Below are 26,403 nucleotides of genomic sequence, written 5' to 3' on the forward strand. Positions count from 1 at the left end.
AGTGCCTGAACACACCTTCGTCGTCAACGGCGAGAAGATCACGGTCGACGTAGCAGATGACGTACGCCTCCTGTGGGTGCTGCGCGACGTGCTCGGGATCAAGGGACCGAAGTACGGATGCGGAATCAACGTCTGCAAGGCCTGCACCTCACACATCAACGGGAAGGCGTTCAACCCGTGCGCGGTGCCGGTCTCCCAGGTCTCAGAGAGCGATGAGATCACCACCATCGAGGGCCTGGCCGACACCGTCCCCGGCGATCTGCATCCCATGCAGGAGGCATGGCTGGAGAAGGACGTCGCCCAGTGTGGCTACTGCCAGCCAGGCCAGATCATGGCCGCCGTCGCGCTGGTCAACAAGGTGCACGCCGAAGGACGCGAGATCACCGACACCGACCTCGACACGATCCGCAACGTGTGTCGGTGCGGCACCTACGCACGCATCCGGAAGGCGGTCAAGGCCGGCGCCGCGCGCATGTGAGCGACAGGTCGGTGACAGCGTCAGCCGTTCCGCCGATACAGGGCGGTCATCTTGCCGTCTGGGTCGAGGCGAGACAGGAGCGCGTCGCCGATCTTCGTCAGCTGACGGACCTGGTCCTGCGAGAGGTCACCGAGGACGTTGCTGCGAACATTGGCGACGTGCCCCGGGGCTGACGCCACGACGGAGTCCCAGCCCGCGTCGGTGAGCCTGGCGTTGGTCGCACGGGCGTCCTCCGGGCAAGGGAACCGCTCGACGAGCCCGCGCTCTTCCAGTCGTCGTACGACATGGGAGAGCCGGGCGAGGGTCGCGTTGGTTCGTTGTGCGAGCTCGGTCATGCGCAGCGTCCGCTCCGTAGCCTCGGAGAGCATTGCGAGCACGAAGTACTCGAAGTGACTCATCCCGGCGTCGCGTCGGAGCTGGACATCCAAAGTGCCGGGGAGCAGCTCAGCGATCGCGACCAGGCGCAGCCAGGCCGCCATCTCTTCCCCATCTAGCCATGGCGTCTCCATACCTCCAGCATACCAATTACTTGAAGCTACAAGTTATCCGTGTTAGGGTTTTGGTTGTAGCAACAAGCAATTCGTTCAAAGGAGCACATCATGGCAGACATCTCGATCATCGGTACCGGCAACATGGGGCAGGCGATCGCGGCCGTCGCCGGCCGCGGCGGCCACACCGCACAGCTGCTCGGACAGAGCGACGGCACCGTCGAGGTCGCGAGCGACATCGTCGTCCTCGCCGTCCCCTACCCCGCCCTGCAGGATGTCATCCGCGAGCGCGGCGCATCACTCGCCGGGAAGGTCGTCGTCGACATCACCAACCCTCTCGACTTCGAGACCTTCGACTCGCTCGTCGTCCCCGCCGACAGCTCCGCGGCCGCCGAGGTCGCGGCGGCGCTCCCCGACTCGCGCGTGCTCAAGGCGTTCAACACGACCTTTGCCGGGACACTCGCCGCAGGGAAGGTCGGCGACCTGACCACCACCGTGCTGATCGCCGGCGACGACACCGAGGCCAAGAACGCCCTGGCCGAGATCGTCACCTCCGGCGGCCTCGAGGCCGTTGACGCGGGCAGCCTGAAGCGCGCTCGTGAGCTCGAGGCGTTCGGCTTCCTGCAGCTCACGCTGGCGGCTGGCGAGAAGATCGGCTGGACCGGCGGCTTCGGCACCATCGCCTGACTCCGATCCGTCCACGCAGATATCTGGCGAAAGGAAGCCGCATGACCGAGCTCGACCTCGACGACACGGCACTGGTTCTGGTCGACCTCCAGAACGACAACGTCCATCCGGACGGCGCATACGCCTCGTTCGGCGCCGCTGCCCACGCGGTCAAGCAGGACCTGCTTGGCCACGTGGGTGAGCTGCTGGGCTGGGCGCGTGACCACGACGTGCCCGTCATCCACAACCACATCGTGTCCTATCCGGGCCGCCCGTTCGGCGGGAGCAATGCGCCGATCTTCACGATGATCGGACCGGAGTCGCTCAAGCTCGGCTCGTGGGGCGCACAGCCGCTCGAGGGGCTCGAGCCACGTGCGGACGAGCCCGTCCTGCTCCGCAACCGGATGAGCGCATTCAACGGGACCAATCTCGACCTCATGCTGCGCAACCTCGGCATCACGACCGTGGTCGTGGCGGGAGTCTGGACCAACATGGCCGTCGAGCACACCGTCCGGGACGCTGCCGACCATGGCTACCGGGTGGTGCTGGCCTCCGACGCGACCTCGAGCCTCGGCGACGACTGGCAGCACGCGGCACTCAGCTTCGCGCTCACCAACATCGCCGAGATCACGGAGACGGCCGCGATCACCGCTTGAGCCGCATCCAACACTGGCCGCCAGGCGCGCCCGACCATGAGGGGCGCACTGGCGGCCAGCGGTGGATCTGGGCCCGGCGCGCCTAGGCAGTCCTCGAGCTCTGGGACACCTGCGGAGACGACGAGACCGCGGTCTGGGCCCTTCGTGGCACCAGCACGATCGCGACCAGCCCGAGCACCGCCGGGATCACGAAGGCGTAGAAGTTCCACTGGAACCCGAGGTTCGAGTCCATGATGAGACCCACCATGGTCGGAGCAACCACGGCCCCGATCCGGCCGATACCCAGGGTCATGCCGACAGCGGTTCCACGCGCCCAGGCCGGGAAGTACGCCGCCGCGTAGCCGTTCACGAGGATCTGGGTGCCGATCGAGCCGAGACCGGCCAGGGCGATGAACACGTAGATGAGGGCCGCCGGCGGCTGCAGGCTCAGGAACACCAGCGTGATGGCGGCCGCGAGGAAGGCCAGGCTGATCGCGATCCGCGACCCGATCCGATCGGCGACGGCGGCAGCGGCCAAGGTACCGACGATGGCGCCGAGGTTGAGGGCGAGCAGGAAGCTCAGGGAGGACCCGAGGGGGTAACCGGCCGACCGCATGATCGCGGGCAGCCAGGTGTTGAGACCGTAGACGAGCAGCAGACCCATGAACGACGCGACACAGAACAGCATCAGCGGACCGCGGCGGCCCTTCGACAGGAGGTACGAGACCGCAGAGGTCGCGCGGCCACCCTTGGTGGCGTCCACATCAGGAACATCGATGTCTGCGCCATATTTCTCAGCCAGCTGCTGCGCTTCCTCGAGTCGGCCTCGCCGCGCGAGATAGCTCATCGACTCGGGCAGCAGGAAGTACACCAGAGGAATGAGAACGATCGCCGGCGCAGCCCCGACCCACAGCAGGCTGCGGAAGCCCGTCTCGGCCAGGAGCGCGATCGCCACGAGAGCAGCCAGGACGCCACCGACCGAGTAGCCGACGAACATCATCGCGTTGTAGAGCTGCTGGCGACCACGCGGGGCGTACTCGACAGTGAGGGCGATCGCCGTCGGCATCACGCCGCCCAGACCGATACCGGCCAGGAAGCGGAACAGCCCGAACGCCTCAGGAGTCGAAGCCATCGCCGTTGCGACGGTCGCCAGGCTGAACCAGGCGATGCAGGCGAGCACGATCCGCCGCCGGCCGAGGATGTCGGTCAGGAAGCCGACACCGAGCGCCCCGACGAGCATTCCGAAGGTGGTGTAGCTCCCGATCAGGCCCACCTGCGTGGGCGTGAGCGCCCACTCCGGGTACTCCAGCAGCGCCGGCACCATCGCGCCGTAGACCATCAGGTCATAGCCGTCGAGGACGATCGTCGCGAAGGCCAGCGCCACCACGACGAGCACCCGACGCCGCTGTGCCGGCGTCTGGGTGGTTGGGGACTTGTGAACCGTTGACATGGGAATGCTCCTGCGGTGTGGGATCGGTCACAATCAGTGTGTAACAAACTGAAGGTGCCCGTCAATGAAGTGACACATGTTTAACTCGAAGTGCGTCTCGACCTGCAACAACAGGGATCTCGCCTGGTGCGAGGCGGGCCACGGTCAGCGCCCGTGACGGCCGGCGCCGACGTGCATCGGGGCCGCTGAAGCGCGGCACACCCGAGCCGAACGGAACACCGGATTGTGCGCGGGTCGACGTGCGACGGGACCAACTTCTTCACGCCTGCCGATCGCCGTCGGCCCTGACTTCATCGGCGCCGAATCGGTGTGCAAAGGCAAGGTAGACCAGTGATTCGTTGGCAGTTCGCCGACACGCACACACGGATCTCTAGAGGGCTGGCGTCTCCTGGGACCGGACACGACACGGGCGCCCAGGGATGCCCCCTGAGCGCCCGCGGTGTCGAGGGTCCGCTCAGAAGACGAGGACGGGCTTGACTACAGCCCCCGACTCCGAGGCCTCGAATGCCTCGTTGATCTGGTCGAGCTGGTAGGTCTTGATCAGACGGTCCAGCGGGAAACGACCTTCCTTCCAGAGCGACACCAGCCGCGGGATGAAGTCCTGCGGCACGGAGCTGCCCTGGACGATCGTCTTGAACGTCCAACCCTTGACCAGGGAGCCACCGATCTCGAACGGCGCCTCGGTGCCCGGCGCCGCTGCGCCGACGAGGGCCAGCGTCCCCCGGATCGCCAGGGCGTCGACTGCCGACGCCAAGAGCTTCGGGAGGGCAGTCGTGTCGAGGATCGCGTCCACGCCGGCGCCGTCGGTGATGCGCTTGAGCTCTTCGACGAGGTCGAGGTCGGTGGTGTTGATGGTGTGGGTCGCTCCGAGCTCGAGCGCCTGGTCGAGGCGGGACTGGTGACGGTCGATCGCGACGATCGTCGTGCACCCCGCTACGCGGGCTGCCATCACCGCCGCCATCCCCACCGCGCCCGTGCCGATGACGGCGAAGGAGGAGCCGGCCCGGGGTCGGATCTCGTTGAGCACGGCACCCGCACCGGTCTGCATTCCGCAGCCCAGCGGAGCGAGCTTGTCCAGCGGAACCTCAGAGTCGACCTTGATGATGCTCGCCTCGACCACGTTCGCATGGGTTGCGAACGACGACTGGCCGAAGAAGTGCGAGGAGATCCGCTCGCCGCTGCTGGTCAGCGACGTGGTGCCGTCCTCGCGACTGCCGCCGAAGCACTGGGCGAAGAGGTTCTCGCAGTAGGCCATCTGACCGGTGCGGCACTTGTCGCAGTGGCGGCAGTAGGCGGCAGACATGACCACGTGGTCACCAGGGACGACGGAGGTGACGAGATCGCCGACGGCCTCCACCACCCCCGCTCCCTCGTGACCCAGAACCGCTGGGAGCGGGGTCGGGTAGACGCCGTCGCGAACGATCGCGTCGGTATGACAGATACCGGTGGCGACCATGCGGACGCGCACCTCGTTGCCACGGAGATCGTCGAGCTCGAGGCTCTCCAACGTCAGTGGCTTCTCGTGCTCACGGGCGACTGCTGCAGTGATGCTGACCATGGGTTTCCCTCCCGGGTGTAGCTCGATGGGTGCGCCGACCGTCGCTGACGGCCGGCGCACCGAGGTTGGTTGCTTGGATCACTTCAGGTGGCGGATCGAGTGCTCCTCGACGTACTCCGCCATGCCTGCCGTGCCGAACTCGCGGCCGATGCCGCTCTGCTTCACTCCGCCGAACGGCATCCGGAGGTCCAGCGACTCGAAGGAGTGGGTGTTGATGAAGGTGCTTCCCGCCTCGATCTTGCGAGCCAGAGCGAGGCCACGCTCGGGGTCGCTGGTCCAGACCGACGACCCGAGGCCGTACTCGCTGTCGTTGGCCCAGGCGAGCGCCTGCTCCTCGGAGTCGTACGCGACCACGGGGATGATCGGGCCGAACTGCTCGCAGGAGGTGATCAGCGCGTCGTGCTCGACGTCACGGACGACGTGCGGCAGGACGTAGTAGCCGTTGTCCCAGTTGTCGGGCTCGAGCTTGGTGCCGAGCTCGATCACCTTCGAGGAGCTGTCCCGGGCGGCCCGGATGAGCTCCTGGACCCGGTCGAACTGGGCCTTGTTGTTGAGTGGCCCGAAGGAGGCCTCGGGGTCGAGACCGTGCCCGACCTTGTATCCCGAGACCCGGTCGCACAGCGCATCGACGAACGTGTCGTAGGACGAGCGCGGTACGTAGACGCGCTTGACCGCGAAGCAGATCTGGCCGGTTCGGGTGTAGATACCGGGCAGCATCCGGTCGAGGGTGAGGTTCAGGTCGGCGTCGTCGAGGACCACGGCCGGGTCGTTACCGCCGAGCTCGAGGGTGATGTTCTTGATCGTCCCAGCAGCGCTGGTCATGACGTGCTTGGCCGTGGACGTGCCCCCGGTGAAGCCGACCTTGCGGACCAGCGGGTGACTGGTCAGAGCCTCTCCGACCTCGGTGTCGCCGTGGACGACGTTGATGACGCCTTCGGGAAGCACGGCCGACATCCGCTCGAGCAGCATGGTCAGCGCCGCGGCCGCGAACGGCGAGGGCTTGAGGACGAGCGTGTTGCCGGTGGCGAGCGCCGGGGCGAGCTTCATCATGGTGAGGACCACGGGCATGTTCCACGGCACGATCGCGCCGACGACGCCGCGCGGCACACGCTCGACGCTGATGTAGGACTGCTCGTCGTCGTACGTCGTCGGGGTGAAGAACTCCTCGACGAGGCTGGCGGTGTGCTGGAGGACGCCGGTGCCGAGCATGAAGTCGGTCTGCGCCTCCCAGAGCACGCCCCCGTGCTCGCGGACGAGCAGCGGAGCGAGCTCCTCGGCACTTGCCTGGACCACCTCGGCGGCCTTCATGAGAGCGGCGGCGCGCTCGGCGGGCGAGACATCGCGCCACTGCTGGAACGCGCGGTGGGCACGCTGCACGGCCGCGTCGACATCCGCGGCGGTTCCGACAGCGATGCGCGAAGCGACGCTGTCCAGGCGGCCCGGGTCCTGGTGGTCGCGGTAGGTCGTCGAGCCGGCGGCACCGTTGAGGTGGTTGACGGCCGGCGGGCTGAACGAATCGGTGAGGGTCATGGTCTTCCCTTGGTTCACGAAGTGGCCGCGGCGCATCAGAGCAGCACCGCGTTGTGACATGCAACACTAGATAACAACTTTTCGTCGGACCACGTCAAGATGTTGCACATAACTTTCTCGGCATCTATGTTGGAGTCATGGACGCACCCAAGCTCGGCAGCTCGCCACGGATAGCCGTTGTCGGCGGAGGACCGGGCGGACTCTTCCTCGCCACACTCGTCAAACGCGCTCTTCCCGAGGCCGCGGTGACGCTCTTCGAACGCAACCAGCGCACCGACGCATTCGGGTTCGGCGTGGTCTTCTCCGACGCCACTCTCCGCGCCATCGATGAGGCGGACCCGGTGCTGCGAGATGCGCTGCGCGACCACGGTCGTCACTGGGACCGCATCGACGTGCTGAGCAACGACCAGCAGCACGGTTTCGGCGGCAACGGAATGTCAGCCATCCATCGCAAGGTCCTGCTCGGCCTGCTTCAGGACAATGCCGAGCAGTCCGGTGTCGACCTCCGCTTCGGCACCACCGCTCCCCCGCTGGACCAGCTGCGCAGCGAGTACGACCTCGTCGTCGGCGCCGACGGCACCAACTCCTCGATTCGCGAGCACCTCGACAGCGAGGAGCCCGTGGGGCACGAGGTCGACACCGCCACGGCCAAGTTCATCTGGTTCGGCACGACCCATCTCTTCGACGGGCTCACCTTCGTGCACCGGGTCTCCGAGCACGGCAACTTCGCAGTGCACGGCTACCCGATCAGCGACGAGCTGAGCACCTTCATCGTCGAGACCGATGAGGAGACCTGGCGCCGCGCGGGCATGGACGCCTTCGACGTCACGCAGCCCCCGGGACCCTCCGACACCGAGACCCAGGCCTATCTGGAGAAGCTGTTCGCCGACGACATCGGCGAGGGCAAGCTGGTCGCGAACAACTCCCGGTGGGGAAACTTCCGCACCCGGCGTACGCGGGACTGGTGGCGTGGCAACGTCGTGCTGCTCGGCGACGCGGTCCACACCGCTCATTTCTCCGTCGGCTCAGGCACCAAGATGGCGATGGAGGACTCCGTGGTCCTGGCCGCTCAGATCACACGGGCCGCCACCGAGGGGATCTCGCTGTCCGACGCGCTCGGCGCCTACCAGGAGATCCGCAAGACCTCGGTCGGCAAGATCCAGGGGGCCGCGCGCCCGAGCCTGTCGTGGTGGGAGCACTTCGGGACGTACCAGCGCACGCTCGACCCGCTCACCTTCACGTTCCACTTCTTCTCCCGCAGCATCGGGGTCGAGAAGATGGCCCAACGAGACCCCGGGCTCGTGGAGAAGGTTCGCGCCGCATGGGTCGAGCAGCACGGCGCCGCTGCGCTGGATTCGACCGTCGAGGCTCACTCGGCCTCACCGGCGACGACCTTCGGACGACGCCTCGACCTGGTCACCTCTGAGAACGGGACAGCCCATCTCGTCGACCGGGACGGCCGGTCCGTCACGGCACCCATCATCGAGGCACCCACGAACGAGACCGGCGTCGCCGCCGCCCGCAAGGAGCTGCCCGAGACGGGCGTCGTCGTGATCGCCGGAAGCGGCCTTCCACGCACGCTCCTCGCCGAAGCCGCCCGTCTGCAGACCGGCCTCGTGACCGTCATGAGCGGGCCTGATCTCGCCGCCGACGACGCTGCCGAGACGGTGCTGCTCTCCGGCCGCGCAGACGCGGTCGCCGCTCCCAAGGAGGCAAAGTGACCACCAGCCACGCACCGCAACACTCGCTTCAGCCTCTCTTCGCTCCGCGCGGGGTCGTCGTCGTCGGTGCCTCCACCGTCCCTGACAAGCTCGGCGGCGTGATGGCCGCCAGTCTGTCGTCCTACGACGGCCACGTGGCCCTCGTCAACGCCCGCGCCGAGGGTATGCACGCAACCGTAGGCAGTGCGGTCGACGCCTCCCCCGACGGTATCGACCTCGCGGTCCTGTGCGTCCCAGCCTCAGCATGCGCCGATGTCGTCGCCGAGTGCGGCGAAGCAGGCATCCGGGCAGCGTTGATCTGCGCCGGCGGGTTCGCCGAGGCGGGCGGAGAAGGCGTCGCGCACCAGGCCAGGCTCGAAGAGGCGGCGGCCCGCAGCGGCGTCCGGTTGCTCGGGCCCAACACCTCCGGATTCTTCTCACCGTCGCGTTCGCTGCTCGCCAGCTTCGTGCCCGGGGTCAGCACGCTCGAGCCAGGCGCCGTCGGGGTCGTCGCTGCCAGCGGCGGTCTCAACCATGCACTGGCCTTCGCGTTCCAGCGCGAAGGTTGCGGCCTCAGCCTGGGTGTCGGCATCGGGGCCGGGATCGATGTCTCCGCCCCCGAGGTGCTGACCTATCTCGTCCAGGACCCCAACACCCGGGCGATCGCACTGCACCTGGAGAACGTCACCGACGGCGATGCACTGCTCGCGGCCGTCCGGGAGGCGACCCGCGAGAAGCCTGTGGTCGCCATGGTGGTCGGTAAGCACGACATCGGGGAGTTCGCGCAATCCCACACCGGCGCGCTGGCCACGTCCTGGCGTACCACGCGGGAGCTCCTTCGGCAGGCCGGCGCAGTCGTCGTCGACCACGTCGACGAGCTCGTCGTCGCCACCTCGGTGCTCGCCGCAGGGCGCCTGGCCCCGAGCGCGTCACCCGCCGCCGCGCTGGTCACCGCCCAGGCTGGGCCGGGGCTGGTGATCGCCGACGCCCTGCACGAGGCGGGCGTCGGTCTCCCCACGCTCAGCCAGGAGACACAGGATGCTGTGGCGGAGCTTCTTCCGCCCATGACGTACCAGGCGAATCCGGTCGACACCGGTCGACCAGGACCTCAGCACGACGAGCTCGTCTCGATCGTCGCCGCCGACGCCGCGATCGACGTCACCGCTGTCTACGCACTGACCGAACCCGTCGTCGACCTGGTGGCGTCGGCAGTTCCCGCACACGAGTCCGGCCATGCCGTCGTCGTCGGGATCGATGGGCCCGGGCCCGACGTGACCGAGGCCGTCGGCAAGGCCGCTGCCGCAGGCGTACCTCTCGTCGTCGGGCCGCGCGCGCTCGCGACCGCCGTCTCCGCGCTTGCCGAGGACGCCCGCCGGCAGGCCGCGGCCAGCAGCTCGGCGATGCTCGGCGGATCCTCGCTCGAGGTGTCGACAGGGCCGTGGTCGGAAGACGATGCCAAGCGCATCCTTCACGATGCCGGTGTGCGGACCCCGGTGCGGCGGATCTGCTCCACCCGGGACGAGGCCCGCCGGGCCCTCGCCGACATCGGTGGTTCGGTCGTGCTCAAGGTCTCCGACGCCACCATCCTTCACAAGAGCGACATCGGCGGGGTACGCCTCGGCATCAGCGATCCGACGGCCCTCGACGAGGCCTTCGACGAGCTCGCCGCGCTGGGCAGCGGCGAGGTCCTCGTCGAGCAGATGGTCGGTCCGGGGGTGGACCTGATCGTCGGTGCCCGTCGAGATCCGGTCTTCGGACCGGTCGTGATGGTCGGTGTCGGCGGAACCGCGACGGAGGTGTACGCCGACGTAGCGATCGCGGCCGTCCCGTGTCCACGCGACGACCTCGTCTCTCTCGCAGACCGGCTGCAGGCCCGCACGATGCTCGACGGCCACCGCGGTGACCCACCCGTCGACCGCGGCGCTCTCGCGGACGTGCTCGGCATCGTCGGAGACCTGCTGGTCCACAACCCACACCTAGCCGAGGTCGAGGTCAATCCGCTCCGAGCGAGCGAGGCCGGCCTGATCGCCCTCGACGCCGTCCTCGTCGCAGAACCGCAGGACACGGCAACGAAGCCAGAACAACCCCAGAGGAGCACGCAGCCATGAGCATCCCCACCCGCGAAGGAACGGTGCCCTGGCCGGCCGAGATGGCGGAGCGATACCGGCAGGCCGGCTACTGGAAGGACATCACGCTCGGTGCCGCCTACCAGGAGGTCGCCGACCGACACCCTGATCGTGTCGCGATCGTCGACGGCGAGGTCCGGATGACCTACGGCGAGCTGGCTCAGCGCGCCGACGCAACCGCCGAGCGCCTCCTGGAGATCGGCCTCGAGCCGGATGACCGAGTCCTGGTCCAGCTCCCGAACGGCTGGGAGTTCATGGTCCTGACCCTCGGCTGCTTCCGCGCCGGCATCATTCCGGTGATGGCACTGCCTGCGCATCGCCGCCACGAGCTGACTCACCTCGCCTCCCTCTCGGAGAGCCGTGCGATCGTCGTCCCCGACGTCCTGCGCGACTTCGACCACCAAGAGCTCGCGCACGAGCTCGCCGGCGAGCTCCCCGACCTGGAGAAGGTCGTGGTCCTCGGCGTACCCCGCGACGGGGCGTACGCTCTCGACGACCTCCTCGCCGTTCCCGACGACGCGGCGGCGAGCCGCTCGCTCGTGGACACCTGGGATCCGGACCCCGACTCCCCCGCCTGCTTCCTCATCTCCGGCGGCACCACTGGCCTGCCCAAGCTGATCACCCGGACGCACAACGACTACCTCTGCAACATCATGGCTACCGCCGAGGCGGCTGAGATGGGGCCCGAGGACGTCTACCTCGGCACCTTGCCGGTGAGCCACAACTTCCCGCTCGCCTGCCCTGGAGTCCTGGGAGCACTGCTCATCGGGGGCCGAGCGGTGATGCTGCCGAGCCCTGAGCCGGTCCGAGCCTTCGCGACGATGCAACGGGAGGGCGTGACGATCGCTGCGGCGGTTCCGGCCGTCGCCCAGCGCTGGATCCAGCATCAGGAGGAGGTCGGTGCCAACCAGCTCTCGAGCCTGCGGGTCCTCCAGGTCGGCGGCTCACGTCTACCCGACGAGTTCGCCCGACGCGTGAAGCCCGTCCTCGGCTGCACCTTGCAGCAGGTGTTCGGGATGGCCGAGGGTCTGATCAACACCACCCGGCTGGACGACCCTGAGGAGACCATCTGCACCACCCAGGGCCGCCCCGTGCACGAGGCCGACGAAGTGCGCGTGCTCGACCCCCTGGGTGAAGATGTCCCCGACGGCACCCCCGGAGCGCTCTACACCCGCGGCCCCTACACTCCGTGCGGCTACTACCGTGCCCCGGAGCACAACTCCCGTTCGTTCCTCGAGGGCGGCTGGTACGGCAGCGGTGACATCGTCGTACGCCGGCCCGACGGCAACCTGATCGTCCAGGGCCGAGACAAGGACATGATCAACCGCGGCGGCGAGAAGATCAGCGCCGAGGAGATCGAGAGCCTGGTCTACGCGATCCCCGGTGTCGACCTCGTCGCCGCGGTCGCCATGCCGGACCCGGTGCTCGGCGAACGCCTCTGCCTCTACGTCGTCCCGCACGAGGGGCACGAGGTGACCCTCGAGGCGATCCGAGCGCACCTCCACGACTCCGGGATCGCGGCGTTCAAGCTTCCCGAGCGTCTCGAGATCGCCCCTGCACTGCCGATGACCAAGGTCGGCAAGATCGACAAGCGCGCGCTCCGCGAGGACATCGGCTCGCGCCTGACCACGACCTGACCCGCACACCGATTCCGACTAGGGAGTGGACATGAACACGCACACCCAAGACCCCGACCTCGTTGCCGGCACGGTGGCACCGCCGCCGCCGACCCCCGAGGAAGAGCGCGAGATCGAGCGCCTCTACAACGACTTCGACAGCGAGCACCTGATCCCGCTGTGGACCCAGATCGGCGATCTCATGCCGATGACCCCGAAGCCGCAGGCCGTGCCCCACGTGTGGAAGTGGCAGACCCTGCTTCCGCTCGCCGCCCGGGCAGGCGACCTCATCCCGGTCGGCCGCGGGGGCGAGCGCCGCGCGATCGCGCTGGCCAACCCCGGACTCGGCGGACGGCCGTACGCAACTCCGACCCTGTGGGCGGCGATCCAGTACCTCGGCGGGCACGAGGTGGCGCCGGAGCATCGGCACTCCCAGAACGCCTTCCGTTTCGTCGTCGAGGGCGAGGGTGTCTGGACCGTCGTGAACGGCGACCCCGTCGCCATGCGCCGGGGCGACTTCCTGCTGACCCCGGGCTGGAACTTCCACGGCCACCACAACGAGACCGATCAGCCGATGGCCTGGATCGACGGCCTGGACATCCCGTTCGTCCACTACACCGACACGAGCTTCTTCGAGTTCGGCAGCGACCGCGTCACCGATGAGTCGACACCGCACGTGTCCCGCTCCGAGAAGCTCTGGGGCCACCCCGGGCTGCGGCCGTTGTCGGGCCTGGAGGACACCAAGTCCTCCCCGATCGCCGCCTACCGCTGGGAGCACACCGAGGCAGCGTTGGAGGGTCAGCTCGAGCTGGAGGCCGCCGGCCACCCGGCAACCGTCGAGCAGGGGCACGCCGCCGTACGCTACGTGAACCCCACCACCGGCCGAGACGTGATGCCCACCATCCGCGCTGAGTTCCACCGGCTCCGCGCCGGCGTACGGACCGCAGAGCGACGCGAGGTCGGCTCCAGCGTCTTCCAGGTCTTCGACGGCGCCGGCGTGGTCACCATCGACGGACAGCCGCACCAGGTCGAGCGCGGCGACATGCTCGTCGTGCCGTCCTGGAGCGCACTGAGCCTCAGCACCGACGACGGCCTCGACCTCTTCCGTTTCGGCGATCAGCCGATCATCGAGAGCCTGGGCTTCGCCCGCACCCGCATCACCGACGAGAAGGACCAGCACGCATGAAGCTCGCAACCATCCGTACGAACAGTGGACACCGAGCCGTGCGCGTAGACGGCGAGACCGCCGTCGAGATCGATTCTGCCCACGGCGCAGATGTCGGCGAGCTGCTGTCACGCGAAGACTGGCGAGAGATCGCGGCAGCAGCAGACGGCCCCCAGCACGCGTGGGCCGAGCTGGATCTCGCTCCGCTGGTCCCGTCACCCGGCAAGGTCGTGTGCGTCGGTCTGAACTACCGCACGCACATCCTCGAGATGGGTCGTGACCTGCCGGAGTACCCGACACTCTTCGCGAAGTTCGCCGACACCCTCACCGGGCCCAACGACGACATCGAAGCACCCGAGGAGGACGAGCAGCTCGACTGGGAAGCCGAGCTGACGATCGTCATCGGCGCTGAGGTGCGGCACGCCGACGAGACCAGCGCGGCAGCGGCCATCGCCGGTTTCACCGTGGCCAACGACGTCTCCATGCGGAGCTTCCAGTTCCGCACCAAGGAGTGGCTCCAGGGCAAGATGTGGGAGCGATCCACGCCACTCGGCCCGGTGCTGGTCACCGGCGACGAGTGGAAGCCGTCCGGCCGGATCTGGACGACTGTGAACGGCGAGAAGATGCAGGAGGCCGCGACGGACGACCTCGTGCACGGCCCGGCCGCACTGGTCGCCTACATCTCGACCATCACCACGCTGCGGCCCGGCGACATCATCCTCACCGGAACCCCGGGAGGCGTCGGGCATGCCCGCAAGCCCCCGCGCTACCTGCAGGCCGGGGACGTCGTCGAGGTCGGCATCGAGGGCATCGGCGAGCTCCGCAACCGGGTTGTGAAAGCCGGTCGCTGACGTGCCCGCACGCACAGACCTCGTGCGGGACGTCGACGTGATCCGAGACCTCGCGAACGTCAGGCTCGGCACGTCGATGTTCCGCCGTGCACTCAACCAGCTCTCGGACGACGACCTCGATGAGCCGTCGCTCCTGCCTGGCTGGACGCGCCGCCACGTGGTTGCGCATGTCGGCTACAACGCGCGAGCGATCGCGCGGCTGGTCGAGTGGGCAGCCACCGGTGAGCCGAACCCGATGTACTCCTCCCCCGGTGCTCGTGCCGAAGAGATCGACTTCGGCGCCACCCTCAACCCCGAAGCCCTGCGCAACCTGGTCGAGCACTCTGCCATCGACCTCGATGTCCGCTGGCGAGACCTCCCCGCTGACCGCTGGTCCTTCCAGGTGGTCACGGCCCAGGGACGCGATGTACCCGTGTCCGAGACGGTGTGGATGCGCACCCGCGAGGTCTGGTTGCACGCCGTCGATCTGGCCGGCGGTGCCCAGGTGAGCGACATCCCCACCGACGTACTCACGCGGTTGCTCGACGACATCCATGGCACCTGGCGTACCCGGGACGAGCAGGCCCTTCCCGCGCTCCGGGCCACCGACGAGAGCCTGCCGAAGCAGTGGGCCGGTGGCGAGAGCGGAGTCGTCGTCGAAGGACCCGTCGCAGCGTTGGCGGCCTGGGCCACAGGTCGGATGGCACCTCAACGCCGCGACATCGACCTTGCCTGGCCGGGCGGCGTGCCCATTGAGGCACCGCGATGGATCTGACCCTGGACAGATCTACCGGCATGATGAGTTCCATGCCGGCCAAACCACGCAGTCTCGTCCTCGACCTCTTCGGAGAGTACCTACGGTTCGTCGACGAGGGCATCCAGCTCGGTCATCTGATCACTCTCCTCGAAGCCTTCGACATCGCTCCGCCGACGGTGCGGGTCACGATGTCGCGGCTTCGCCGGGAGGGGTGGTTCACGGTGCAGCGTACGGGCCGTGAAAGCCGCTACCAGCTGACCGAGAACATGCTCGAGGTCCTCGATGAGGGACGCGAGCGTATCTTCGCGGCGCCGCCGAACGACTGGTCTGGGCAGTGGACACTGGTGATCTACCAGCTCTCCGAGAGCGACCGCCACGACCGGGACCAGCTCCGCAAGGCACTGGCATGGCACGGGTTCGGGCCGCTCAGCACGTCGACCTGGCTGACTCCCGACGACCGTCGCGAGACTGCCCGCGGCCTGCTCGCCGACCTGGACGCCAAGCAGGCCGAGGTGCTGATCTGCTCCTCAGACGGCGTCGAGCACGACCGGTCGCTCGCCCAACAGTGCTGGGACCTCGCCAGTCTGGGAGAGGAGTACGACGAGTTCGTCGCCGGCCATCGCGACCTGCCGAAGAAGGCATCGCGGCTCCAAGGCGCCGAGGCGCTGGCCGCGCGCACGCACCTGATCGCACGGTATCGCCACTTCCCGTTCCGCGATCCGCAGCTCCCGCCGCAGCTGACACCCGACCCGTGGTCGGGATACGCCGCGTACCAGCTGTTCCACGAAGCGCATGCTGCCCTCGGACCAGCCGCCCGCGCCTACGTCGGTGACGTCATCGGCCATGAGGTCACCGACGCGGAGATGGTTGGCCGTCGGCGGGTGTGAGCGACCTCGTCACGACGGTCGAGCGGTCTGCCGTCAGCACATGGCTGCCGTCAGCGAGGCGATGACGGCCCGGCGCCGATCGTGCTCGGTGTCGTCGCCGGCGATGATCCGGGCCAGGTTGCCGTGGGTGAACCACGTGTGGCACAAGCCGACGACCGTGAGAAACAGGTCTTCGACCTGCTGCGGCGACATCTTCGGAAGGGCCACCTGGAGCTCGGAGATCTTGTGCATGGCACGCTCCCTCCGTTCATCGAGGACGACGGGATCCTTCAGCTCGAGGGCCTCCCACGCCACCAGCCGTGGCACCTCCGGCGCGCGACGGCACGCATCGAAGTAGTCGCCGGCGAACGCGGCCGCCGCCGCGGCACCGGTCCCGCGTACCCGCGCCTGGTCGAGAGCCTCGGCCAGCTTGGCCGCCAGCACGCTCTCGAACAATGAGCGCTTGGTGCCGAAGTTGGCATACAGCCGTTCCTTGTTGACGCCTGCCCGCTGACAGAGCCGGTCGATGCGCGCGCCCGCGAACCCGTGCTCACTGAACTCTTCGACGGCGGCCGTGAACAGCTGCTCACGCGTGTGATCGGGATTGCGGGGCACGTGACCAACGTTACCAACCAACTAGTTGGATCGCCGCTAGACTGGGCTGCTCACGCAAACCAACCAATCAGTTGGAGGTACGACCCGGATGCATCATGACGGGCAGTCCCTGGCCGCCGACGAGCCCGATCACGAGCATCATCGCCGGCCCGGGGTCGCATCTGTACACACTCGAGCCGTCGTCACCTGGCTCGCTATCTACCCGGCTGCCACCTTGGGGATGGCCGCGCTCACGGCGTTCGTCCCGCAGTGGCCGACCGCCGCGCGACTCCTCGTGCTGACCGGTCTCGTCGTTCCGATGTCCGTCTACGTCACCGTCCCCTGGATGCTTCGCGCGACGATGGCGCTCGATGCGCGGCTTCGGTCCCGCTGAGTGCCAGGACCTCGTCCAGCCAGGTGACCCTGTTGCCGAACCGTCTGACCGCCTGCGGCGCGACCCAGCGATAGGCGTCATGCTCGTCGTCCAACCTCAGCCGCCGTTGGCGGGTCGAGACGCGGAAGGTGTGAACCCTCCACATCCTGCCCGCGGCGTCGGGGATGTTCAGAATGCCTCGCTCCTCCAGCGAGTCGAGAGCGCACACACCCAGTCCAGTCTCCTCGTGGAGCTCGACGAGTGCCTGCTGCTCGGGCGATGCGCCGTGGTCCAGATAGCCGGTGACGCAGTGCCAACGACCCTTGTCATGGCGGACCCGCTCGCTGCGCCGCAGGAGCAGCACACGGTCCCTCCATTCGACGACGACAGCCACGACCGTCCGAGACCGTGGCACGTCGACCGGTGCCCATCCTCTTTCCATCGATAGCTCAGTCGTGGCTGTCGTCGCGCTCATCGGGTCTTCTCAGACGAACAGCATGCCGCCGTCGATGAGTGGCGACTGTCCCGTCATGTAGTCGGAGTCGGGCCCGGCGAGGTAGGACACGAAGGCCGCGACGTCGGATCCCTGCGACACCCGTCCGAGCGTGATTCCAGCAGCCATCGCCTTCATCGACTCACCTTCAGCCATGTCGTTGATGGCGCCGAGATCGCGGTCCACCTCGACCCACATCTGAGTGTCGACGATGCCCGGGCAGTAGGCGTTGACGGTGATGCCGTGCTCGGCCCACTCCTGTGCGGCCGCCTGGGTGAGAGCACGGACACCGAACTTCGACGAGGAGTAGACCCCCAGAAGGCCGAAGCCCTTGTGGCCGGCGATCGAGGAGGCACCGATGATCTTGCCACCCCTGCCCTGCTTGATCATCTGGCGCGCGGCCTCGGTGTAGCAGAGGAACAGGCCCTTGCCGTTGACACGGTGGACCAGGTCGTACTCGTCCGGGGTGACATCCAGGAGCGCCTTGGTCTGCGCGATGCCTGCATTGGCGACCATGACGTCGAGCGATCCGAGCTGTTCGGCGGTCTGCTCGACGATACGGCGTACGGACTCGGGATCGGTGACGTCGCCGGTGAGCGCGACTGCCCGGACACCGGACGCCTCGATCTCGGCACGCGTCTTCTCGAGCTCCTCCGTCATCGCGGGCAGATCCGAGACGGCGATGTCGTGTCCGTCGGCAGCGAGCCGGAGCGCGATCGCCTTGCCGATCCCGCGAGCGGCGCCGGTGATGTGTGCAACGGTCATTGCATTCTCCTTGTGTTGTGTTGGTTCGGGTGCCCGGGCAGGCACCGCGTCTTGATGGAAGGTCGGGTCACGCAGAGGCAAGTGGCTCTGTGGTGAGGGCCCGAGCCGTGCCGGCCGCATCGAGGGAGAGCCGTCGTTCTCGGGCGAGGTTGCGTCGCCTCGCGACCTGCGAGACACCTGCCTCGAGTGCGATCACCGCCAGCAGCAGGACACCCGTGAAGAGCTCGGACACATAGCTCTTCACGCCCATGGTCGACAGCCCTGCCGCCAAGGTGCTGGCTATGACGACACCCAGCAGGACGTTGACCATGTCGCCGCGGCCGCCGCTGAGGCCGATCCCGCCGACGAGCGCAGCGGCCACGCCGAGCAGCAGCATCGTGCCGAACCCGTCTGGCGTCGCCGAACCGCTGCGCAGCGACGACATGGCACCGGCAAGGGCTCCGCAGGCTCCGGAGATCGCGAAGGCGGTGACGAGTGTCCGGGTCAGCGGAACGCCGGCTGCCACTGCTTCCTGACGGCCGCCGCCGATCGCGTACATGGCTCGTCCCGGTCGGGTACGGGAGAGGTAGGCACCCAGCAAGAGGAGGATCAGCAGGGCGGTCACCGAGAGCGGCGAGAAGACCCAGCTGCGGCCCAGGAGCGGGTCGGTCAGCAGGTAGTTCTCGAGACTGACCGGCACACCCTCGGTGATCAGGGACGCGACGCCGCGGAGGAGGATCAAGGTGGCCACCGTCAGCACCAGGGAGCTGATGCCGAATCTCGCGATGGACCAACCCTGGATCACCCCGATCACGGCGCCGCCGACCGAGGCCAGCACGATGAGCGGCACAAGTCCCAACCCGGTGTTGCCGAGGACGATGACCCCGGCGCCGGCGACCGCAGCCATGGACGCGATCGACAGGTCGAGCTCGCCGACGATCATGGTCGCCGCCAAGCCGGCGGTGATGATCCCGAGCGGTACCAGACGTTCGAGCACGGCGAAGAGAGCGTTCTCGCCCACGAAGCCCGGTGCGATCATCGTGAAGATGCCCAGCAGGAGCAGAAGGATGGCTCCCTGGAGGCCGTAGCGGTTCCAGAGATCGGTTGCCTTGTTCATCGTGCGTCCGCCTTCCTGATCAGATGGAGCGTCACGACCAGGACGACCGTGATGACGCCGACACCGAACACCCGAACTCCGGGCGCGAGGCCGTGGAGGAGCATCACGTTGCCCAGAGTCACCAGGAGCAGCGCACCCAACGCAGATCGCGCAGGAGACGCGTCGCCTCCGCCGACAGCCGCCCCGCCGACCAGGACCGCGGCGATGATGTCCATGGTCAGGTTCGGGAGATCGTTGGCCTGCATCTGGCGTAGCTGGGCGGCTGAGAAGATTCCGGCTAGGGCTGCGCCGATCGACAGGGACGTGAAGGCGACGATCGTCGTCGCCAGCACGGAGATCCCCGTCGTACGGCCCGTTTCGCGGTTCTGGCCGACGAGCCGGAGCTGGCGGCCCATCACTGTCCGTTCAGTGAGCACCGTCGCCACTGCGGTCAGCACCAGGAAGGCGACCACCGGCATCGGAAGTCCGACAAGGTCTGCAGTCGCCAGTCCTGTGACCTGTGTGGCGCCGGCTGTGACCACCTCTCCCCCGGTCCAGACTGCGATGGCGCCGTAGATGATGGTCCCGAAGGCCAGGGTCGTGATGACAGGGTTCAGTCCCGCCGCGACGATGAGCGCCTGCGCACCACCGAGCAGGACCACCACACTGATCGTGATGACGATCGCCAATGCCGCCGATCCAGTCCTGTCGGCCGTGGCGAGGAAGGTGATCCCGGCCATCACGACCGTGGCGCCGACCCCGAGCGAGAAGAAGTTGCCCGAGAGGGTGACAGCTGTCATCCCCACGGCAGCGATGCCTGTGATCGCAGTGTTGATCAGGATGGCCCGGAAGTTCGTCGACTCGGCGAAGCCCGGAGTCGTGAGGGCTGCGACCAGCACGACGCTGATGATCATGAGCGGCAGTGCGTACCGGGCGACCAGTCGGCCGATACTCGTGCGCCGACCGACGGATGTCCATCGGGCGGCCGCAGCATCGATATCTGTCATGCCGAGACCTCCTCTCGGTGAAGTACTTCGCGGACCAGCTCGTGCTCGGTCCAGGCAGCGGCAGGTCGACTGTGGGTCGCGACACCGCGGTAGAAGGTGGTGACGGTGTCGGACAGACCGAGGACCTCGTTCGTGTCCGACGAGCACACGACGACCGCAACACCCGATTCGGCAATACGGCGCAAGGTCGCGTAGATGTCCGCACGTGCGCCTACGTCGACCCCGCGTGTCGGTTCCTCCACCAGGAGCACCCGGGGCCGGATGCCGCTCCACTTGCCGACCGCGACCTTCTGCTGGTTGCCGCCGGAGAGCGAGCCCAGCGTCCTGTCCAGACGTCCGGCGTCGAGCGCGAAGGCATCCGCAACCGCTGATGCGCTGCGCGTCTCCTGAGCCCTCTTGATGAATCCGCTCCGCGAGACGGATGACAGCCAGGGTGAGGACAGGTTGTGACGGACCGAGGACTGGGCGAAGATGCCGTCGCGCTTGCGATCCGGCGAGCAGTACGCCACGCCGGCCCGGATGCCGGCCCGGCGGCTGCGAGCGGCTCCGGCGGATCCGTCGATGCGCAGCTCTCCGTCGAGGACGGGCGCGAGGCCGGCCAGTGCCTCGATGACGGCGCTGGCACCAGAGCCGACCTGACCGGTGAGGCCGTGGATCTCGCCGGCTCGAACCACCATGTCCAGCGGGGCCCGGAACCCCGGCGCGACAAGCTTCCGCGCCTCGAGCACGACCTGTCCGCCACCGGTTCCACGGTCGGGATAGAGATGAGCGAGCTCGCGGCCGATCATCTTCGCGACCACGGTGTCCACGTCGAGGTCGTCCACGTCGTACGGCGGCTCACTGGTCCCGTTGCGGAAGATCGTCACCCGGTCGGCGATCTCGAACACCTCGCCCAGGCGGTGGGTGACATAGATGATGCTGCGCCCTTCGCCGGCAAGGCGGCGGGCGGCGTCGAGGACGCGACCGACCTCGGCATCGGACAAGGCGGCGGTGGGCTCGTCGAAGATGAGGATGCGGGCATCCCTGGCCAGCACGCGAGCGATCTCGACCAGCTGCATCTCGGCGACGGAGAGTGTTGCCACCTCCACGCGCGGGTCGAGGTGCTCGAGCCCGACGCGAGCAAGGATCTCGCGAGCCTCGCGCACAAGCCGGCGAGGCCGTCGGATCCAGGGAGCAGCGGCTTGCCCGAGAAACAGGTTGTCGGCCACGGACATCGTCGGGACCGTGCTGTACTCCTGCTGAACGACAGCGATGCCGGCAGCCTGCGAGGCTGCCACGGTGTCGAGGTCGACCGCCTCTCCATCGATGACGATCTCGCCGGCGTCAGGGGCGACCAGGCCCGACAGGATCTTGACCAGGGTGCTCTTGCCCGCTCCGTTCTCACCGAGCAGCGCCATGATCTCTCCGCCACGAAGCTCGAACGAGACCTCGTTCAGGGCCGTGAAGGCCCCGTATGTCTTGGTGACGCCGCGGACCGACAAGCGAGGCGTATGCGTGTCCTCCATGGTGATTCCTTCCAGCAGATGTTGGCGGGCGCGGGGCGCCCTTGAGGACGGCTCCAGGGGTGGTGCTGCGCCACGACCGATCGTCGGCGCAGCACCACCTCTGGATCAGTTGAGCTCGCTGAAGGAGCGGTCCCAGACCGTGATCGAGTCGAGGTTCGCCGCCGTCACCTGCGGATTCATCATGAAAGTCGCCTGGTGGGGTGCCTCGACGTCGAGCGCCGGAGTCGTCTCCTCCACCGGAAGGGTGTGGTCGCCATCAACGGTCTCGCCCGTGGCGAGGTACTGGGCGGCGGTCCGCACGACGAGCGTGCCCTCGATGACCGGCGACTGCAGGACGGCGGACCAGATCTTGCCGCTCTTGAGGTTGGTGAGATCCCCGGAGGAGGTGCCGGCGATGACGATCACGTCCTTGCCGGGCTTGAGACCGTTCTGCTCCAGGGCCTGCACGACGCCGTTCGCCACATCGTTGCTGTGGGTGTAGACGAAGTCGATGCCCTTGTCGAGGTGCTGCGGGATGACCTGGCTGGCCGCCGCGAAGCCACCCTGCGCGTCGACAGTCGGGGTCGGCTCGACGGCGAGCACGTTGAAGGTGTCGCCCGTGGTGTCGGCGAAGGACTTCTCGCGATCGTCACCAGCCGCGTAGCCCGATGTGAAGCGGATCTCGATCAGGTTGGGTTTGCCGCCGGGGCCCTGGAACGTCCGTCCTTCGGCGGTGACCTTCTCCAGGGCGTCCAAGGCGTCCTTGCCGGCCTGTACCCCGATACCGTCGTCGCTCACGCCCGCGTACGCCGTGACGAAGTCTTCGGCGTCGGTCTGGACGGCCTGGTTCCATTGGATGACGGGGGCCTTGGCAGCAAGCTGGCGGATCGAGTTGGTCGCGGCGGCGGCGGACGCCGGCCAGAAGAGGACCGCGGCAGCCTCCTCTCCCGTGGAGAGCCATTCCTGGACCTGCTGGTCCTGCTCGGTCTGGTCCCAGTCGTTCTCGACGATCTTCGCGGTGTAGTCGAGCTCAGCTGCCTCGCTCTTGATCGACTCGGCAGCAGCCTTGAGGTAGACGTTGGAGGTCGAGGGCATGAACACCATCAGGAGCTGTCCGTCGCCCTCGACCGAGCCCGTCCCCTCCACCTCGGAGGCTGAGGACGAGCCTGCGCTCGAGCAGGCGGCGAGCATGATGGCGAGCAGCGAGAGAAGAACCGCGACCAGCGTTGTGGTCGCGTGTGGGGCACGTGTGGTCATGTCTGCACTGACTTTCGGTCGTGAGCGCGCGGGTTGCGCGCCGAGGGAATCGCCGGGCCCGAGATGCCGACGGAGTCCCGGCAAACGCCGTGGCGGCCGGATGACATGAACGTGGCGTCGTGCCGACGGGGACCGCTGGTGTGGTCCGCGTCGAGCGACTTCCCTCATCAAGCGATCGACGTGATGACGGTCACTTTGTGAGTGGTCCTCACGCTACGAGTGGCGGGTCCACCCCTGTTGTTGCATGTTGGGACACTCATCCTGGACACCGAGATCACCCGCCGCACAACACAGGAGGCCCGGACCGAAAGGTCCGGGCCTCCTGTGGACTTCGTCAGGACGACGGGTCCACCAGCAGCTTCATCTTGCGACCCGCACGGAGCTCTGCGAACCCCGCGTCGACGACGTCGCTCAGCGCGACGGTGTCGACCCAGCCGGTCGTGTCGTAGTGGCCCTGACTCATCAGCTTCAGGACAGCCTGGAAGTCCTCGCCGGTGTAGCAGATCGTGCCTTGGATGCGCCGCTCGCGCAGGACGAGGTTGATGAGCGGCGTCGGCAGCGGCTTGTCGTAGATCGCGACACTCACCATGGTGCGGCGCTCACCGAGGCACGCGAGCGCGGACTCGATCGCAGGCGCGACCCCCGCAGCATCGAAAGCGGCGTCGACGCCGTCGCCGTGAGTGCGATCCGCGATCAGCTCAGGGATGTCGACGTTCACGGGGTCGAGGGTCGAGGCACCGAGGCGCTCGACGGCGGCCCGGCGCTCGGCCGATGGCTCCACGATGTCGATCTGGGTGAGACCGAGTCCTCGGAGAGCGAACCACAAGCCGATCCCGATCGGCCCGCCACCGTAGATGAGTGCGGAGTCCTGGTCACCGACGTCGCCGAGCTTGGCGGCGTGATAGGCAACCGCCATCGGCTCGGCGAGAGCACCCAGGTCGAGGTCGACGCCATCGGGAAGCTTGTGCACCTGGTTGACCGGCACAACGGTGAACTCGGCCATCCCGCCGTCGGCCATGAGACCGTGGAAGGCGATCTTGTTGCACAGGTTGTAGTTGCCGGTGCGGCACGGGCGGCATTCGCCGCAGCGGTAGATCGGCTCGATGGTGACCTCGTCCCCGACGCCCACGCCGCTCACGTCCGCGCCTACGTCGGTGATGGTTCCGGAGAACTCATGACCGAGCACGACAGGCATGGACTTCCCCGTGAGGGGGTGCGGATCGGACGGGGAGATGAAGATCGGTCCGTCGTAGTACTCGTGGAGGTCGGTGCCACAGATGCCGTTCCTGTGCACTTTGACCTTGACCTCGCCGGGGCCGGGATCGGGCTCCGGGACGTCTTCGATCTCGACCTTGCTGTTCCCGTGATAGACGGCTGCGCGCATGATGTGTCCTCCGTGGATGGGGGTGGGCGGTTTGATCAGGCGATGCGTACGAGCTTCTTGTTGGCGAACTCGTCGAGTCCGAAACGACCGAGCTCTCGGCCGATCCCGGAGTTCTTGACCCCGCCGAAGGGGAGCTCAGGTGAGCTGCGGACCAGCATGTTGAGGCCGACCATGCCTGCCTCGAGACGGTCGGCCACCTGAGCCGCTGCGGTGGCGTCGGCGGTGAAGACCGCGCCACCGAGGCCGTACGGCGAGCTGTTGGCCAGGTCGACCGCTTCATCGGCCGACTTGACCTGGTAGAGAACGGCGACCGGCCCGAAGATCTCTTCGTGGTAGGCACGCATCTCCGGGGTGACGTCGGAGAGGATGGTCGCCGGATAGTAGGCGCCGCTTCCGTCCGGGACAGCGCCGCCGACGTGGACGGTCGCTCCCTTGGCGATCGCGTCCTGCACGACCTCGGCGACATCGGCACGTGCTCGCTCGGACGACATCGGACCGAGCCGGGTCTCCTCCTGAGCGGGGTCGCCCGGCTGCCAGGTCGTGACCTCGTCGACGAACCGCGTGACGAACTCGTCCCAGACCGGTTCGGCCACGATCGTGCGCTTCATCGACGTGCACACCTGGCCGGCATTCCAGAACCTGCCGTTGACGGCGGCGGTCACGGCGTCATCGAGATTCGCATCGGCCAGGACGATCAACGGGTCGGAGCCGCCGAGCTCGAGGACGCACTTCTTCAGATGCTGCCCGGCGAGTGCGCCCACCGCGCGTCCAGCTCGCTCCGAGCCGGTGAGGGAGACCCCCTGAAGCTGCGGGCTCGCGATCATCTCGGCAACCTGGTCGTGGGTGGCGAAGACACTTTGGTAGACGCCGTCCGGTGCACCTGCCTGCTCGGCGATCCGCGCGATGGCCAGGGAGATCTGCGGACAGTTCTCAGCATGCTTGAGCAGGATGGTGTTGCCGAGGAGCAGGTTGGGGGCGACGAACCGGGCTACCTGGTAGAAGGGAAAGTTCCACGGCATGATCCCCAGCAGAGGCCCGATCGGAGCCGTACGAACAAGAGCCCGTCCCGTGCCGGCGACCTCCAGCTCCTCGTCGGCGAGCAGCGCCGGGCCGCGATCGGCGTAGTAGTCGTAGATCGAGGCGGCCAGCTCCATCTCACCGCGGGCCTGAGTGATCGGCTTGCCCATCTCGAGCGTGCTCAGGGCGGCCAGGGCATCCGCCTGCTCACGGTGGAGCGCGGCCATCTGCCGCAGCACCTCGGCTCGCTTCTCCAGGTCGAGGCAGGACCACGAGGCGTACGCGGCGGCGGAGCGTTCCAGCGACTCTCTGGCCTCGTCGTCGGTGAGGGTCGTGAACTCTTTGACGAGCTCGCCGGTGGCGGGATTGGTGGTGGCGTACATCTACCGGGTTCCTTCGGTGGTTGGGCGTTCGGTCGTGGTGCGGTCCCTGCCGGGTGCCGTCACCACTGTTCGGCGTCGGTGTGTCGTTCCTCGTCGAGCGTGAGCGCGATCTTGCGGAACTTGCTGGCATGGAAGATGAGCGGAGGCGTGTGCGGCGAGATGTCCAGGCCGTGCACCTCCAGGAGCGCGATGAGGTGGTCACCGGCCTCCACCTCGTCGTAGAGGGAGACCTCCATCCAGGCGCTGGAGCCGCGTACGAAGATGCTGTCGTGAGGCCCGGCGTCCCACTCGATCTCGGCGAATCGGTTGCCGTCCTTGCTCGCCAGCTGGCGGCACGCGACGTCCTGCCACTGCGACATCACGCTGAGGCCGAGCCGCTTGCTCTCGCGCAGGACCGGCCAGGTCGAGGAGGTCTTCTGGATGCAGACCGACACCAGTGGCGGTTCGATGGATACGGAGGTGAAGGAGCTCGCGGCCATACCGACCGGCTCACGGTCGATGCGGGCACAGATCGCGGCAACGCCGGAGGGGAAGGCTCCGAAGGCCTGGCGGAGCTGCTGGGTCGTGAGGACCTGTTGCATACGGATCATCGGGTTGTCCTGTCGTGTGTGGTTCGGGTCAGGAGGTGGCGCCGGCCGCGGCGCGTTCCTGGGCATGACGCTCGGTCGCCTGAGCGATCGCGTTGGCCTGACGACCATCGAGCTCG

Annotated in this window: 25 protein-coding genes; 11 read left to right on the forward strand and 14 right to left on the reverse strand. The window is 67.7% G+C overall.

Going from position 1 to position 26,403, the window contains the following annotated elements; translation table 11 throughout:
• Nucleotide 1 precedes the first annotated feature (1 nt).
• Nucleotides 2-478 carry a (2Fe-2S)-binding protein gene (locus BLT25_RS28330; RefSeq protein ID WP_091053003.1) on the forward strand — a complete coding sequence of 159 codons (477 nt, stop codon included), beginning with the start codon at nt 2-4 and terminating at the stop codon, nt 476-478.
• 20 nt (nt 479-498) lie between these two features.
• Here the strand turns inward: BLT25_RS28330 and BLT25_RS28335 are convergent, their stop codons facing one another.
• Nucleotides 499-987, reverse strand: a complete 489-nt coding sequence (locus tag BLT25_RS28335) for a MarR family winged helix-turn-helix transcriptional regulator (RefSeq protein WP_091053005.1) — start codon at nt 985-987, stop codon at nt 499-501.
• 90 nt (nt 988-1,077) lie between these two features.
• On the opposite strand from BLT25_RS28335, the gene BLT25_RS28340 reads away from it, so the two are divergent.
• Both BLT25_RS28340 and BLT25_RS28345 read left to right on the forward strand, forming a co-directional pair.
• Complete coding sequence (locus BLT25_RS28340) at nt 1,078-1,653, forward strand: NADPH-dependent F420 reductase (RefSeq protein ID WP_091053007.1); 576 nt, start codon at nt 1,078-1,080, stop codon at nt 1,651-1,653.
• Between the two features lie 41 nt (nt 1,654-1,694).
• Nucleotides 1,695-2,288 (forward strand): cysteine hydrolase family protein, encoded by a 594-nt coding sequence (locus tag BLT25_RS28345; RefSeq protein WP_091053009.1) that lies wholly within the window; start codon nt 1,695-1,697, stop codon nt 2,286-2,288.
• A gap of 82 nt (nt 2,289-2,370) precedes the next feature.
• On the opposite strand, the gene BLT25_RS28350 is transcribed toward BLT25_RS28345, so the two are convergent.
• The 3 genes from BLT25_RS28350 to BLT25_RS28360 form a co-directional block, all read right to left on the reverse strand.
• On the reverse strand, nt 2,371-3,717 hold the full coding sequence (locus BLT25_RS28350; RefSeq protein WP_091053011.1) for an MFS transporter: 1,347 nt from the start codon (nt 3,715-3,717) through the stop codon (nt 2,371-2,373).
• A 454-nt stretch (nt 3,718-4,171) separates the two neighbouring features.
• The gene (locus tag BLT25_RS28355) at nt 4,172-5,275 is read right to left on the reverse strand and encodes an NAD(P)-dependent alcohol dehydrogenase (RefSeq protein ID WP_091053013.1); all 1,104 of its coding nucleotides are present in this window, start codon (nt 5,273-5,275) and stop codon (nt 4,172-4,174) included.
• Nucleotides 5,276-5,353: 78 nt separating this feature from the next.
• Entirely contained in the window at nt 5,354-6,805 is a 1,452-nt protein-coding gene (locus BLT25_RS28360) for an aldehyde dehydrogenase family protein (protein WP_091053055.1), read from the reverse strand.
• A 137-nt stretch (nt 6,806-6,942) separates the two neighbouring features.
• Here BLT25_RS28360 and BLT25_RS28365 point away from each other — a divergent pair, with 137 nt between their 5' ends.
• Genes BLT25_RS28365 through BLT25_RS28395 form a run of 7 tightly spaced genes read left to right on the forward strand, consistent with a single transcriptional unit; the run spans nt 6,943 to nt 15,886 of the window.
• A complete protein-coding gene (locus BLT25_RS28365) occupies nt 6,943-8,526 on the forward strand; it encodes an FAD-dependent monooxygenase (RefSeq protein ID WP_091053014.1) in 1,584 nt (527 codons plus the stop codon).
• The gene (locus tag BLT25_RS28370; RefSeq protein ID WP_218131516.1) at nt 8,523-10,613 is read left to right on the forward strand and encodes an acetate--CoA ligase family protein; all 2,091 of its coding nucleotides are present in this window, start codon (nt 8,523-8,525) and stop codon (nt 10,611-10,613) included. Before BLT25_RS28365 ends, BLT25_RS28370 begins: the two co-directional genes overlap by 4 nt.
• A complete protein-coding gene (locus BLT25_RS28375; RefSeq protein WP_091053016.1) occupies nt 10,610-12,268 on the forward strand; it encodes a (2,3-dihydroxybenzoyl)adenylate synthase in 1,659 nt (552 codons plus the stop codon). Before BLT25_RS28370 ends, BLT25_RS28375 begins: the two co-directional genes overlap by 4 nt.
• Before the next feature lie 31 nt (nt 12,269-12,299).
• Complete coding sequence (locus BLT25_RS28380; protein ID WP_091053018.1) at nt 12,300-13,433, forward strand: cupin domain-containing protein; 1,134 nt, start codon at nt 12,300-12,302, stop codon at nt 13,431-13,433.
• Complete coding sequence (locus BLT25_RS28385; RefSeq protein ID WP_091053020.1) at nt 13,430-14,263, forward strand: fumarylacetoacetate hydrolase family protein; 834 nt, start codon at nt 13,430-13,432, stop codon at nt 14,261-14,263. Before BLT25_RS28380 ends, BLT25_RS28385 begins: the two co-directional genes overlap by 4 nt.
• Before the next feature lies 1 nt (nt 14,264).
• Entirely contained in the window at nt 14,265-15,017 is a 753-nt protein-coding gene (locus tag BLT25_RS28390) for a maleylpyruvate isomerase family mycothiol-dependent enzyme (protein ID WP_256328852.1), read from the forward strand.
• A gap of 32 nt (nt 15,018-15,049) precedes the next feature.
• Nucleotides 15,050-15,886, forward strand: a complete 837-nt coding sequence (locus tag BLT25_RS28395) for a PaaX family transcriptional regulator (RefSeq protein ID WP_176884377.1) — start codon at nt 15,050-15,052, stop codon at nt 15,884-15,886.
• A gap of 33 nt (nt 15,887-15,919) precedes the next feature.
• On the opposite strand, the gene BLT25_RS28400 is transcribed toward BLT25_RS28395, so the two are convergent.
• Nucleotides 15,920-16,480: a TetR/AcrR family transcriptional regulator gene (locus BLT25_RS28400; RefSeq protein ID WP_176884379.1), complete on the reverse strand. Its 561-nt coding sequence runs from the start codon at nt 16,478-16,480 to the stop codon at nt 15,920-15,922.
• 88 nt (nt 16,481-16,568) lie between these two features.
• Between BLT25_RS28400 and BLT25_RS28405 the strand changes: the two genes are divergently transcribed.
• Nucleotides 16,569-16,853 (forward strand): putative antibiotic biosynthesis monooxygenase, encoded by a 285-nt coding sequence (locus BLT25_RS28405; protein ID WP_091053025.1) that lies wholly within the window; start codon nt 16,569-16,571, stop codon nt 16,851-16,853.
• On the opposite strand, the gene BLT25_RS28410 is transcribed toward BLT25_RS28405, so the two are convergent.
• The 9 genes from BLT25_RS28410 to BLT25_RS28450 form a co-directional block, all read right to left on the reverse strand.
• Nucleotides 16,792-17,307, reverse strand: coding sequence for an NUDIX domain-containing protein (locus tag BLT25_RS28410; RefSeq protein WP_091053027.1), 516 nt, complete (start codon nt 17,305-17,307; stop codon nt 16,792-16,794). The two genes, BLT25_RS28405 and BLT25_RS28410, sit on opposite strands and share 62 nt — an antisense overlap.
• A 9-nt stretch (nt 17,308-17,316) precedes the next feature.
• A complete protein-coding gene (locus BLT25_RS28415; protein WP_091053028.1) occupies nt 17,317-18,090 on the reverse strand; it encodes an SDR family NAD(P)-dependent oxidoreductase in 774 nt (257 codons plus the stop codon).
• A 67-nt stretch (nt 18,091-18,157) separates the two neighbouring features.
• Nucleotides 18,158-19,186, reverse strand: a complete 1,029-nt coding sequence (locus BLT25_RS28420) for an ABC transporter permease (protein WP_091053030.1) — start codon at nt 19,184-19,186, stop codon at nt 18,158-18,160.
• The gene (locus BLT25_RS28425) at nt 19,183-20,172 is read right to left on the reverse strand and encodes an ABC transporter permease (RefSeq protein WP_091053031.1); all 990 of its coding nucleotides are present in this window, start codon (nt 20,170-20,172) and stop codon (nt 19,183-19,185) included. The genes BLT25_RS28420 and BLT25_RS28425 overlap by 4 nt, the downstream gene beginning before the upstream one ends.
• Entirely contained in the window at nt 20,169-21,677 is a 1,509-nt protein-coding gene (locus tag BLT25_RS28430; protein WP_091053033.1) for a sugar ABC transporter ATP-binding protein, read from the reverse strand. Before BLT25_RS28430 ends, BLT25_RS28425 begins: the two co-directional genes overlap by 4 nt.
• A gap of 105 nt (nt 21,678-21,782) precedes the next feature.
• Nucleotides 21,783-22,913, reverse strand: a complete 1,131-nt coding sequence (locus tag BLT25_RS28435; RefSeq protein ID WP_176884383.1) for a sugar ABC transporter substrate-binding protein — start codon at nt 22,911-22,913, stop codon at nt 21,783-21,785.
• Nucleotides 22,914-23,247: 334 nt separating this feature from the next.
• Nucleotides 23,248-24,297, reverse strand: coding sequence for a 2,3-butanediol dehydrogenase (locus BLT25_RS28440; RefSeq protein WP_091053037.1), 1,050 nt, complete (start codon nt 24,295-24,297; stop codon nt 23,248-23,250).
• A gap of 35 nt (nt 24,298-24,332) precedes the next feature.
• Nucleotides 24,333-25,697, reverse strand: a complete 1,365-nt coding sequence (locus tag BLT25_RS28445) for an NAD-dependent succinate-semialdehyde dehydrogenase (protein WP_091053038.1) — start codon at nt 25,695-25,697, stop codon at nt 24,333-24,335.
• Nucleotides 25,698-25,756: 59 nt separating this feature from the next.
• Nucleotides 25,757-26,287, reverse strand: a complete 531-nt coding sequence (locus tag BLT25_RS28450) for a flavin reductase family protein (RefSeq protein WP_091053040.1) — start codon at nt 26,285-26,287, stop codon at nt 25,757-25,759.
• Between the last annotated feature and the right edge of the window lie 116 nt (nt 26,288-26,403).

Origin of the sequence: Nocardioides sp. YR527, from assembly GCF_900101045.1 — a bacterium.
Lineage (GTDB): Bacteria > Actinomycetota > Actinomycetes > Propionibacteriales > Nocardioidaceae > Nocardioides.